Annotated in this window: 10 protein-coding genes; 2 read left to right on the forward strand and 8 right to left on the reverse strand. The window is 46.8% G+C overall.

The genetic code is table 11. From position 1 onward, the window contains the following. Position 1: 1 nt before the first annotated feature. From DB398_RS08120 to DB398_RS08130, 3 genes are all read right to left on the reverse strand, one after another. A complete protein-coding gene (locus DB398_RS08120) occupies positions 2-1,162 on the reverse strand; it encodes a glycoside hydrolase family 130 protein (protein ID WP_234416144.1) in 1,161 nt (386 codons plus the stop codon). A 35-nt stretch (positions 1,163-1,197) separates the two neighbouring features. Continuing rightward, the gene (locus DB398_RS08125; RefSeq protein ID WP_108423899.1) at positions 1,198-3,495 is read right to left on the reverse strand and encodes an inorganic phosphate transporter; all 2,298 of its coding nucleotides are present in this window, start codon (positions 3,493-3,495) and stop codon (positions 1,198-1,200) included. A gap of 71 nt (positions 3,496-3,566) precedes the next feature. Continuing rightward, the gene (locus DB398_RS08130; RefSeq protein WP_108423900.1) at positions 3,567-4,781 is read right to left on the reverse strand and encodes a porin; all 1,215 of its coding nucleotides are present in this window, start codon (positions 4,779-4,781) and stop codon (positions 3,567-3,569) included. Positions 4,782-5,107: 326 nt separating this feature from the next. Between DB398_RS08130 and dgt the strand changes: the two genes are divergently transcribed. Beyond that, positions 5,108-6,466 (forward strand): dGTP triphosphohydrolase, encoded by a 1,359-nt coding sequence (dgt, locus tag DB398_RS08135; protein WP_108423901.1) that lies wholly within the window; start codon positions 5,108-5,110, stop codon positions 6,464-6,466. Here dgt and DB398_RS08140 read toward each other — a convergent pair. Beyond that, the gene (locus DB398_RS08140) at positions 6,463-7,521 is read right to left on the reverse strand and encodes a DUF3078 domain-containing protein (protein WP_108423902.1); all 1,059 of its coding nucleotides are present in this window, start codon (positions 7,519-7,521) and stop codon (positions 6,463-6,465) included. The two genes, dgt and DB398_RS08140, sit on opposite strands and share 4 nt — an antisense overlap. Further along, positions 7,512-9,290, reverse strand: coding sequence for a 1-deoxy-D-xylulose-5-phosphate synthase (gene dxs, locus DB398_RS08145; RefSeq protein WP_108423903.1), 1,779 nt, complete (start codon positions 9,288-9,290; stop codon positions 7,512-7,514). The genes DB398_RS08140 and dxs overlap by 10 nt, the downstream gene beginning before the upstream one ends. 88 nt (positions 9,291-9,378) lie before the next feature. Here dxs and DB398_RS08150 point away from each other — a divergent pair, with 88 nt between their 5' ends. Beyond that, entirely contained in the window at positions 9,379-9,825 is a 447-nt protein-coding gene (locus DB398_RS08150; RefSeq protein WP_108423904.1) for a nucleoside deaminase, read from the forward strand. A gap of 56 nt (positions 9,826-9,881) precedes the next feature. On the opposite strand, the gene DB398_RS08155 is transcribed toward DB398_RS08150, so the two are convergent. From DB398_RS08155 to DB398_RS08165, 3 genes are all read right to left on the reverse strand, one after another. Then, entirely contained in the window at positions 9,882-10,076 is a 195-nt protein-coding gene (locus DB398_RS08155; protein WP_108423905.1) for a cold-shock protein, read from the reverse strand. A gap of 80 nt (positions 10,077-10,156) precedes the next feature. Further along, positions 10,157-10,420: a hypothetical protein gene (locus DB398_RS08160; RefSeq protein WP_108423906.1), complete on the reverse strand. Its 264-nt coding sequence runs from the start codon at positions 10,418-10,420 to the stop codon at positions 10,157-10,159. Beyond that, entirely contained in the window at positions 10,417-12,207 is a 1,791-nt protein-coding gene (locus DB398_RS08165) for a chloride channel protein (protein ID WP_108423907.1), read from the reverse strand. The genes DB398_RS08160 and DB398_RS08165 overlap by 4 nt, the downstream gene beginning before the upstream one ends. Positions 12,208-12,240 lie beyond the last annotated feature (33 nt).

Genomic DNA, 12,240 nt, shown 5'->3' on the forward strand with positions numbered 1-12,240 from the left:
GTCATTGCTTGGCCTTCACTACTCCCACCATGCTATCGGCCGTGCCGTAGTACAAGTGCCAAGTCCCATTGAACAGTACAAGTCCTTCCAAAAAAGTGGTGCCATCTACGTACTGTCCCGATTTTTCAAAAGGCAGTTCGGGCTTGATAAAGGGCACATCGGTGCGGTCCAGTAGTTTCCAGGGCTCGTTTGGGTCAAAAAGTGCCTGTCCACCCGTGTAAATTCGATTGCCCAGTTCCTTTACGCCGATGTTCTGCGAGTTTCCTGCATTGTAGAGCACCACAATACCATTTTCCGTGAGCAAGGGAGGTGGTCCTGCCTCCACCAGCCAAGAATCAAAATAACCGGGTCTAGGGCTTAAAACTGGGGCAAGTTTACCTTCGTAGGTTTCCACGGGAGCCCAGTCTTTCAGATTTGTTGAACTGGCCAGCCAAATGTGTGGAACTCCATAGTACATCCAATATTTTCCATTGATCTTTGCTGCGACCAACTTCCCATTTTTGAGCTCGGTCACGATGGCCCCAGATTTGGTCTCGCTTGTGTGGTAGATCTCTTCCTTATACTTTTTGAAAACAGGGCCATGCTTTTCCCAATGCAGCAGATCTTTGGAAGTGGCCACTGCAAGGTGAGGTACTTCGCGGTTCCATTGGGTATAGGTCAGCACGTAGGTTCCATCTTCCATTTCCACGATCCTTGGGTCTTCCGTACCGCCAGGCCATTCATTCTGCTTTTGATGGTCTTCATTGGGATAAAAAACGGGCACAGGCTGTTTGGTATAGATGGTCCCATCTTCGGAAACGGCCATCCCGATTCGGGAGCGGTGCCCTCCAATTTCCTTTTCCCCTAATTTCTCTTCGGCTCTATAAAGCACATATATCCTCCCTTCCTTAACAATGGCGGCCGGATTGAAAGTGGCCATGGATTCCCAATGCGAAATTTGATGGGTTATCGGGTCTTTAAACTCGGATTCCGAATTCTGCTGAAGAATGGGTCGTGCATCTTGATCGCGTTCAAAGGGCCCCAACATCCATTCCTTTTCCTTGGTTTGTGCCAAAGCAGAGAAAGAGTAGAACATGAGAAACACATGGACGAACCCACGAAGCATCATTAGGCCATTTTTAGAGGGAGCCGTAATGTTAAAAGCGAAGAAATTTTGCATCATTATTCAGCCGGATTTGCTGGAAAAGATACGTTTTTTTATTTCTTCTCCGTGATCTTGGCCGGTGTTACGGAGCTGTCATGCTGTTGGTAATACTGCTCCAACAGATCCATCATGGCCGTCATCAAATCACGAGTTTCCAACAAAAGGGAGAAATAGAGGGTAGTGTTCTTGGGGCTGGACTCTTCCGTTCTTGTCCTAGAAACCTGCCTGTCTATTTTTTGCGAAACCATATCGTATAGATCCTGCTTGGAATTCAGAATGGCCCCGATCTGTTCAAAGGATTTGGCCTCAAAGGCATTTTGGGTCCTGTCAAAAAGTTCCTCCAGCTTTTGGTCTATTTCCTTTAGTTCCTTGATCTGGTTATACTTTAGTTTCTTGTGGTTGTTGTGCACGTGGTTGTAGCTCACCTTCCCTATATATTCAAGGGATTGGGAAACATCCGTCAGGTGACCCATGGCATTGATGTAAAAATTACTGGCGCCAATATGGGCTTCCTCAAGATTTTTGATGAAGTAAAAGGTATGTTCCCGAAGGTCTTCGATTTCCCCGGCCAACTTATTTCCCTGTTTTTTGTTCTTCTTCAAAAAGTTGAGGTCCTGTTTGGCCAACCCGTTTATGGAATTGGAATAGATCTTTTTGCTACGTTTCACCACATTGGCAATGTTCGCGGCACTTTCTTCGATCACACCCTGTATGGAGCTGCTCTCGGCCCTTCTTAGACGATCTTCCACCTTGATCTCCTTTGTCTTTTTGTTGTAGGAGATGTAGTTCCTCACCAATAGGAGTACGGAGGCGAACAGCAAAATGGCGATGGCCGCACCCTTACCAAAACTGATCAGTGCCAAGATGGTCCCAGACGCTATAAACGCAATGATGGCGGTACTGAACCATCCAGCGATCACGTTCAATACCCCGGCCACACGGTAAACGGCACTTTCAGCGCCCCAGGCCCTATCGGCCAAAGAGGTACCCATGGCAACCATGAAGGTCACATATGTAGTGGAAAGCGGCAATTTGTAGGATGTGGCCACGGAGATCAGGATACCGGCCACCATAAGGTTCACAGAGGCCCTGATCATATCGAAGGCGGGCAAATGGTGCACTTTGTCCTTGGATAGACTGATAACAGGTTTTTGGAACCTTTTGTCAACCGCTGTTTTTACATTGGAAGGCACCATGGACGATACCCATTCCGAGACGGCGATGGAATACCGGACCAAGCTTCTGGACAAATAGTTGGGCTGGAACCTTTCGTTCGCCTCTCCTTCACGGGAAAGGTTGATTTCGGTATCGGCTACATATCGTGCCTTTTTGGACAGCCACAAAGTGGCCACCATCACCATGCCTGAAATGAACAGCAGCAGGGTAGGGGTTTCCACTTTGGTGGAAAGTACTTCCATACTGAACTCGGAGGCGGGGATTCCCGAAGCGGCCCAAGCCTGATAGGACTGTAGCCCCGCTATGGGCACCCCGATGAAGTTCACAAGGTCGTTGCCCGCAAAGGCAAGGGCAAGGGAAAAAGTTCCCACGCCGATGATGAGTTTATAGATATTCGTGTTGGCGAACATAATAAGGACATACGAAATAATGGCCCAAGCCAAAAAGTTGACGACCATGACCTGATAGACACTGGTTTCGATGTATTCCTTGATGGTCATGTCCCCAATGAAACCGTAGGTGCGGTCCGCAAATGGAGTGCCGCTGATCCCTTTGATCAAAATGAAATAGGTGATGGCCGAAAGGGCAAGTCCCCCAAAAATGGCACCGGTCCATTTGGGTTTTTTCAGGAAATCATAGGACAATAAAAGCCTAGAGACCCATTGCACCACAGCTCCAATGGTAAAAGCGATCACGACCGAGGACAGGATCCCCATGATGATCTCAACGGCCTTTTCAGTATTGATATAGTTGATGACATCGGAAAAATTTCCGTTTGCCGCCCCTATTTTGATCAAGGCCATGGCCACCGCTGCCCCCAAAAGGTTGAATACAATGGAGACCGTGGTAGAGGTGGGCATTCCCAAAGTGTTGAAAAAGTCGAGCAAGAGAATGTCCGTGATCATCACGGCCATAAAGATGAACATGATCTCATCAAAATAGAATTCCCCGGGGTTAAAGATCCCTTTTCGGGCAACTTCCATAAGTCCACTGGAAAAAATGGCGCCACAGGCAATGCCTATGCTCGCCACGATCATGACGGTCTTGAAGGAAAGGGCCTTGGATCCAATGGCTGAGTTCAGGAAGTTCACGGCATCATTGCTCACACCAACTACAAGATCGGCAATGGCCAGTACCGCAAGCGCAACCATTATGAGGAAGTAAATATTGTCCATAGTTAAAAATCAAAAAAATTTTTCAAATATCAAGAGATTGACCTACGATTAAGTTATGTTAAGGTTATTTTTTATAGGTGTACGTCCAATTGCAACCGGAACATCACCTCATCCGTCCCGTTGTCCACATCCAAATAACTGAGGTCTGTCTGCACCTTCAGTTTGTGTCCCACAATATACTTTGAAAGTCCCAGTGTATATTGATCTTCTGGATTTTTTCCAGTGATGTCCCAATCCAATTCAAGGTGGGTGTACCTTGCGGAAACTTCCCAATTGGTCTTGAAAAGATAGCCTGTCTGAAGGTTCAGGGCATTCCCCACCTGCACAATGTCCCCCGTTTCCGTACCGTCCAGATTAAGGGCCACCGGTTCGTCCGCATCGCGATGGGCATATTCGCCCATGAGGGAAAACCCACTGTATTTGAACATGAAGTCCATAAAAAGTGTCGAAATGTCCGTTTCGTGCAATCCAACATCGGTCTGCATGAATGTTCCCATGTTGCTTCTGGTCCTTACGGCATCTTTGTTGATGTCATAGGTGGCCCCGAGCATCAGTTTTGGAGTCTGTTCCCGGCTCAGGTCGGCTCCTTTGTAGTCCCCTTTGGAAACGAACGTGCCAAACGGGAGGAATTCCAATCGAGAGGTGTATTGATGTCCTCCCTGATTGCCTACGGTAACGTTCCGTCCTTCACCTTGGGAAAAAGCAAACTTTTCCCGTAGCAATGTTTTTTTTCCCAACTTGAAATGGTGCCTTAGCTGAATGCCCATGTCACGGTCTATGTTGAATTTGCCGTTGAGCAACGATCTGTCCACCAGTTGGAGGTCTGCCGATGAGATGACCCGCTCTATGTTCCCGGGAAGTTTGGTCTGCCCGAACCAGAGTTCAAAATTTTGGTAAAAGTTCCACATTACCACAGCATCCATAACATATCTGGGGGTATTCCCCGTATATTCCGAACCGCCTGAAACATCACGGTTGGATAGCCCAAGTTCCAATTTGTACCTGAGTTTTGGGGTGTGAACGAATCCATCAAACTTCAATCGGGCCCTACGGACCAAAAAATTCTGGTCAGGGTTTCCAAACCCTCCATTTTGGGTTTCTTCCCAAGATGAAATGGCCAAGATCTGCATTCGTGCCCCCACTTTTGCGGTCCAACTACTGTCCTTACCGACAATATTGAGCAATCCATTGCCAAATGTGGTTTGGGACTGGTATTGCGAATAGGAAAAATGAATGCATAGGAAAAGAAAGTAAGACCCCAAAAGGGCCAACTTTTTGAAATCCATTACAGTACTAGTTTTTGTCGCTGCAAAGAACCGTACCTTATGTTAAATTAATGTTTCCTGTATGTTATGATAAGAATGTATTATACAAAAAGGGCCACCTTATTGAAAAAGGCAGCCCTAGGATTTCGAAGAATAGTCGACAAAAACTAATATCCGTAACGAAAACCTTATTGTAAACTCTACAAAATAGCTCCTTCTAGATGTCCTAAGTGTAATGCTAAAATGAAGAAATCATTAAAATTCAAAATACTGGGGAAAACAAGCCTACTTTCAGGTTGGCTTGGCGCATATGGAAGCTTAGGCGTATATTGCACCAATAGTAAACTATGGACTGGGAACAGCTACTCTCATTACGGAGATTCGGGGACAAGGGAAAAAGATTGCGCAAAGAGCAAAACGAGACCCGTTTGGGTTTTGAAGTGGATTATGACCGTATCATTTTCTCTTCAGCCTTCAGGAGCCTTCAGGATAAGACACAGGTCATCCCGATGCCCATCAGCGTTGGGTCCAAAAAGGATTTTGTACATACCCGCCTCACCCACAGTTTGGAGGTTTCCGTAGTGGGAAGAAGCCTTGGTCGAATCGCAGGACAGCAGATCTTGTCCAAATATCCCTTTCTGTCCGAAGTGCACGGCTATCAGTTCAATGATTTTGGGGCCATTGTGGCCGCCGCGGCCCTAGCTCACGACATCGGCAATCCGCCCTTTGGGCACAGTGGGGAAAAGGCGATTGGGAACTACTTTGCCCAAGGCGCCGGCCAAAAATATAGGGATATCCTTTCTGATTTGGAGTATCAGGATTTGATTGATTTTGAAGGAAACGCAAATGGCTTCAAATTGCTGACCGAATCCAGGGAAGGGGTTCCCGGGGGGCTTCGGTTGAGCTATGCCACTTTGGGCACTTTTATGAAATACCCCAAGGCCTCGTTGCCCAAAAAGCCTTCCCGGCATATTGCGGACAAAAAGTTTGGGTATTTCCAATCGGAAAAGGACTTCTTTTTGGAAGTTGCCGATGAAATTGGACTCGTGCCCAACCCCAATGCACTTGGGACAGCTTTCTATCGGCACCCATTGACCTATCTGGTGGAGGCTGCCGATGATATCTGCTATACCATCATCGACTTTGAGGATGGTATCAACCTTGGGCTTGTTCCGGAAGAATACGCCTTGGAATACCTGATCAATCTGGTGAAAGGGAACATCAATACGCAAAAATATAATGCCATGACCAGTTCCAGTGACCGATTGAGCTATTTGAGGGCCTTGGCCATCAATACCCTTATCGGTGATGCCGTTGAAACTTTTGTGGCGAACGAGGACAAGATCTTGGAAGGCAATTTTGATGCTGCGCTTTTGGACAAGGGAAAATACAAGGCCCAAGTAGACGACATCATAAAATTGAGCGTGGAGCGGATCTATCAGTCCACCGAAGTAATCGACAAGGAACTGGCGGGCTATCGCATCATATCCGACCTTTTGGAAATATATACCACGGCATTGGTCAACATCAAGGAAGGGAGTGACACCAACTATGACCGACTTCTTGTGAAAAGTCTGCCCGAAATGTATCGGAAAACAGACGTTGACATCTATTCGATATTATTGGGCACCAGTTGCTTCGTGGCCAGTCTATCGGATAGTGCGGCAGTGCACATCCACGATAAATTGACCGGGAGAACGTTCTAAAAATTATATAGGATACCCACGCCCAACAGTTGCTTGAACTGGATTCGGGAGATGCCGGGGTCCACTATGGTGCCGTCATCCGCAACCACCTCGTCAAACTTGATGTCATCGTCAAAAATGAGATGGGTGCCTATGTTCGCATTGATGTACTGATTGACCTTGAGGTTGAAATTCATCTCCCAATCCACATCAACATTGCCAAAACTCCGCACATAATCGGTGTAAAGATTTATCCGGTGTTTCATATGTACATTTTTCAGCACTTCTTTCTCCCAGGTATTGGTAATGAGAAATCCCATTTCCATGAAAACGTTGTCCCCTGCTTCCACACCGAAGGATCCTAGATCGGAAAGCGCCTCATCCAGAACAAAGGTGGATTTCATGGTAGCGGGAGAGATGTAGAGGTTGAACTTGTCATTGGGTGGTATATAGGAAGTACCAATACCCACGAAAAGGTAACCGGGGGCCATGAACCTGGAAATGGGGGTTACCCTGTCCGGATATTTGAAGCCGTTCGAGAATTGGGTGTTGAAATTGGCCTTCACGGAATAATACCAGTTGGTTATGGTGTCCTTCCTGAAACTTATGGTGGTCGAAAGCCTTAGCTGATCATCCGTCTTTCGGAGCTTTCTGCCTTCTTGGGCATTCATCCCATACCGGAGCTGTGCCTCATTGTCCCAGTTCAGATAACGGAACTTATAGTTCCGAGCAAAACGGAAGCTTGCCAGAGCGGAGACGGAATTGTCCCCACCCGCGTTCCAGTTCACAAAGGAGACTTCATTGACGTTAAGGCCAAATTCGTTCACTTTTTTCCAAAAGGAAGTAGGTTTGAAGCGTTTGTACCATCTTTTCAACGGCTTTACCCGGTTCAGCACGGTCCGCGGATCGGTGAGCTTTGCCTCCCGGGTAAGATATCTGAGTTTGGTGTCCTTGATGCGGACAATCTTGAAACCCGTTTCCGTACTATCGGGTTCGAAGACTTTTAAACGATTGATCTGTGCATGTGACGAAAGGAAAACAGTAAAGAATAAAATCAGAAAACAAATTATCCGCATTGGTCCAAGGTTGATTGTATGTTCGAAAAAAGCGTATCAAAATCTATACCAGCCATCTTGTGGGTCTCTTCCATTGTGCCATGATCCACAAACTTGTCCGGAATGCCGAGAATGGTAACAGGTTTGGACAGTTTTTCCCCATTTGCAAATTCCAGTACGGCCGAACCAAATCCACCCATTTTGCATCCATCTTCCACAGTGATGATATGGTCATACTTTTCAAAAATAGCACGTAGCATCTTTTGGTCCAAGGGTTTGGCAAATCGCATATCGTAGTGGCCAATCCCTTCCGGCCTGTCCACGGTTGCTATGGCCCGTTCCACTTCATTTCCGATGTGGCCAATGGAGAGTACGGCTACTTTGGCTCCCTCCTTCATACATCTGGCCGTACCGATTTCAATCGGTTCAAATTCATTTTTCCAATCCAAGGTGGTGCCCTGTCCTCGAGGGTATCGGATGGCAATGGGTCCATTTAGCCCCAATTGGGCAGTGTACATGATGTTCCTCAGCTCCATCTCGTTCATCGGGGCAAAAACAACAAGGTTGGGGATGCACCTCAAATAGGCAAGGTCAAACACCCCATGATGCGTTGGCCCATCTTGTCCCACCAGTCCGGCTCGGTCCAAACAAAAGATCACTGGAATCTTCTGAAGGGCCACATCGTGGATGATCTGGTCATAGGCCCGTTGTAAAAAAGTGGAATAGATATTACAAAAAGGAACAAGGCCCTGTGTGGCCATTCCTGCCGCCAAGGTGACTGCGTGCTGCTCGGCAATCCCCACATCAAATGCACGATGGGGCATTTTGTCCATCATGAATTTTAGGGAGCTGCCAGTGGGCATGGCAGGGGTGATTCCCACTATCTTATCGTTCCTCTCGGCCAATTCCACCAAAGTATGCCCAAAGACATCTTGATATTTGGGAGGTTCGTTTCCTTTGGATTTTTTCAGCCGTTCCCCGGTCACTTTATCAAATTTTCCAGGCGCATGATAGACCACTTGATCCTCCTCGGCTTTTTTCAAACCTCTTCCCTTGGTGGTTATGATGTGCAGTAATTTTGGTCCATCCAATTGCTTCAATCGCTCCAGTTCGTTTACGAGGGTCTGAATGTCATGTCCATCAATAGGTCCGGAATAGTTCAGGTTGAGGCATTCGAAGATGTTCTCGTCCTTCGCGGTCCCTTTTTTGACATTGGTGAGGTATTTTTTGAGCGCCCCCACACTTGGGTCTATGCCAATGGCATTGTCGTTCAGGATGATGAGTGCGTTCACATCGGCAACACCCAAATGGTTCAGCCCCTCAAAGGCCATCCCGCTGGCTATGGAAGCATCGCCTACCACGGCAATGTGTTGTCTGGTATGGTCGCCGTTCAATCTTGAGGCCATGGCCATGCCCAAAATAGCGGAAATGGCGGTGGAGCTGTGGCCCGTGCCAAAATCGTCGTACACGCTCTCACTCCGCTTGGGAAATCCGCTGATGCCGCCAAGTTGCCTGTTGGTCCCAAAAATTTCCTTTCTCCCTGTCAGTATCTTGTGTCCGTAGGCCTGGTGGCCTACATCCCAAATGAGTTTGTCCTTTGGAGAGTCAAACACATAGTGAAGGGCAATGGTGAGTTCCACGACACCCAAACTGGCGCCTAGGTGACCTTCTTTGGTAGAAACAATATCAATGATGAAATCCCTCAGTTCTTGCGCAAGCCTAGGGAGTTCGTCCAAGGCCAGTTTTTTGAGGTCTTCAGGGGAATTGATATGTGTTAAAAGTGTTTTCAAGGCGCAAAAAACAAAAGTACCGATTATCGACTAACTTTTTTTATACGTAGCTTAGCCCTTCAATGAATTTTTTCAACTTTTTTTTCGAATGAACCTGTTTGATGACCAGTATTTCATGAAAAAGGCCCTGCAACAGGCCGAAACCGCCTTCGAGATCGGCGAAGTGCCGGTCGGTGCCGTGGTGGTGGTGAACAACAGGATCATAGGCAGTGCCCATAACCTCACCGAGCGTCTAAGGGATGTCACGGCACATGCTGAAATGCAAGCCATCACGGCCGCATCCAATTTTCTTGGGGGCAAATACCTACACGGGTGCACACTCTATGTGACCTTGGAACCTTGCCAAATGTGTGCCGGGGCACTCTATTGGAGCCAGATTTCCAAAGTGGTCTATGGGGCGGCCGATCTGGAGCGTGGGTTCAATGTGGTAGGCGGGAACCTGCATCCAAAGACCGAGATTCTTGGAGGGGTCATGGAAAATGAGGCCTCCGAACTGCTCAAAAGGTTCTTTATCCAGCGAAGGAACTTGAATTAAATAAAAAACCCTGACACTGCCAGGGTTCTACAAAAAATCAAAATAAAATATTGTTGTTATCCGATTACTTGCACACGTGCAGCAACCACTCCTTTTCTTCCGTCTTCTTCTTGGTATTCTACTTTGTCACCTTCGTTCAATTCCACCCCGTTCAAAGCTGTAACGTGAACAAAGATGTCCTTTCCTGTGTCGTCGTTGGTAATGAACCCATAACCTTTGGATCCATTAAAAAATTTTACTGTACCAGTCATTAATGTAAATATTTGTTAAAACACGAAAGTAGAGTTTTTTGGGTAGCGATGGATGAATTGAATATTAAATCTTAAGAAAATTATTGATTTTCAGTCTTTTTTCGCTCCTTTTCCTGCATTTTCATAATGTTTTCCTTTGTCAACATATAATCTTTCATGTTTTTCCCTTTACTCTCTTTGAACAAGAAGAGGGGCATGGCCACAAAAAAGAGGGACACAGTGCCCAGGCCTATGCATTTATGCCCCCAGTTCGGGTTGTCTTCCTTGATGGAAAAGCCATAGATGATGGAAGCAATGGAGGCCAAAGTGACCAGAAGGACGATATATTTCAATTTGATTTTCATTGCGTGTAATTGATCAATTCCCTGCGATAGGCCGTCAAGAGTTTTGACTTTGAGATGAAGCCCACGTATTTCCCATCTTTGATGACAGGAAGGTTCCAAGCACCACTGTCCTGGAATTTTTGCATCACGTCCGCCATCTTGTCGCTTTCCAAAGTTATGGTGCTGGGTGGGGTGTGCATCACATCCCGGGCCAGTATTTTATCGTAAAGGGATTGGTCGAACATAATGGGCCGTATGTCGTCCAAAAGAATGATGCCCAAAAGTGTACCGTCCTTTTCGCTTATCACGGGAAAGATGTTCCGGTTGGATTTGGTAACAATGTTGTGTAACAGGTCCCGAAGGGTCATAGAGGGAAAAACGGGCAAAAAGTTTTTTTCAATGACCTTTTCTATTTCCATGAGCATCAGCACAGTATGGTCCTTATTGTGGGTGAGTAGCTCCCCTTTCCGAGCCAATTGTACCGCATATACCGAGTGAGGATGGGCATATCGTGCCAAAGCATAGGATATGGCAGCGGTCAGCATCAATGGAATGAAGAGTTCGTAACCTCCCGTTACTTCCGCGATCAGAAAAATGGCAGTAAGGGGGGCATGGAGTACACCTGCCATGAGCCCGGTCATGCCCACCAATGTAAAGTTGCTTTCCGAGACCGCATCTTTGAAAATCCCCACATGGTTTATGATTTTGGCCACACAATTCCCCATAAGGCTCCCCATAAAAAGAGTAGGGGCAAAGATGCCACCAACCCCTCCTGCACCAAAGGTCATGGCACTGGCGATTATCTTGAAGATAACGAGACCTGCTAACAGAAATATAACGACCCAGGCATTGTCAAGATTCAAATTTAGGATGTTGTTTTCCAGTACGGCATTGGTATTTCCTTGCACAAGATTGTTCATGGCATCAAAGCCTTCACCATATAGTGGCGGGACCAAGAACAAAAGTATGCCGATGCCGACACCACCCAACAACAATTTAGAAATGGGGGACGACAGTTTGTCGAACATGTTCTGTATCCGGGTGTATGCTTCATAAAAATATATGGAAGTGATGCCACCAATGATCCCTAGGACAACATAATACGGAACATCGGATATACTAAAACCATCCACGATATCGAATGCAAGGAGGGCATCGTCGCCAAAAAAGAAATAAGAGGTGATGATGGCCGAAAGCGATGCGAGCAACAAGGGCAAAAGGGAAACCAAGGTCAGATCCAGACTGAAGACCTCAATGGCAAACACAATAGCGGCAATGGGAGCTTTGAATATCGAGGACAATGCCCCTGCCGAGGCACAACTGATGAGCAGGATGCGGGTGGCATGGTTCAGGTGCAATGCCCTGGCAATGTTGGAACTAATGGCGGTCCCAGTGGCCACCGTAGGTCCTTCCAGCCCTACCGATCCCCCAAAACCTACAGTGACCGGTGCGGTCAACAGGGAGCCGAACATCTGGTAACGTGGGATGACCCCCTTTCTTTTCGAAATGGCATAGAGTGTGGACGGGATTCCATGGCTTACTTTCTTTCGGATGATGTATTTGATGATGAGGTACACCAAGGTCAAGCCTATGATGGGAAAAACAAAATAAAAGGCATGGTGGTAATCCTGCACCAATTTGCCCTTCATCAAGTGTTGAAAAAAATGGGTAAGGTTTTTCAGGAGCACGGCACCCAATCCCGAAGTAAACCCCACCAATATGCTCAATATGGCAACAAATTGAGTATGGGTGATGTGTTTGGCACGCCATACCAAAAATTTTGTCAACCAAGATTTTTTATGTGCCATCTGTCAAAGTTTCAAAAAGCCCCCACGGTATTA

This window comes from Flagellimonas amoyensis (assembly GCF_003058265.1).
Classification (GTDB): domain Bacteria; phylum Bacteroidota; class Bacteroidia; order Flavobacteriales; family Flavobacteriaceae; genus Flagellimonas; species Flagellimonas amoyensis.

Coding starts and splice junctions, on each gene's coding strand:
- DB398_RS08165 (WP_108423907.1), bottom strand. CDS start 12,207: ATGGCACATAAAAAATCTTGGTTGACAAAATTTTTGGTATGGCGTGCC.
- DB398_RS08140 (WP_108423902.1), bottom strand. CDS start 7,521: ATGCGGATAATTTGTTTTCTGATTTTATTCTTTACTGTTTTCCTTTCG.
- DB398_RS08155 (WP_108423905.1), bottom strand. CDS start 10,076: ATGACTGGTACAGTAAAATTTTTTAATGGATCCAAAGGTTATGGGTTC.
- DB398_RS08125 (WP_108423899.1), bottom strand. CDS start 3,495: ATGGACAATATTTACTTCCTCATAATGGTTGCGCTTGCGGTACTGGCC.
- DB398_RS08160 (WP_108423906.1), bottom strand. CDS start 10,420: ATGAAAATCAAATTGAAATATATCGTCCTTCTGGTCACTTTGGCCTCC.
- DB398_RS08130 (WP_108423900.1), bottom strand. CDS start 4,781: ATGGATTTCAAAAAGTTGGCCCTTTTGGGGTCTTACTTTCTTTTCCTA.
- dgt (WP_108423901.1), top strand. CDS start 5,108: ATGGACTGGGAACAGCTACTCTCATTACGGAGATTCGGGGACAAGGGA.
- DB398_RS08150 (WP_108423904.1), top strand. CDS start 9,379: ATGAACCTGTTTGATGACCAGTATTTCATGAAAAAGGCCCTGCAACAG.
- DB398_RS08120 (WP_234416144.1), bottom strand. CDS start 1,162: ATGATGCAAAATTTCTTCGCTTTTAACATTACGGCTCCCTCTAAAAAT.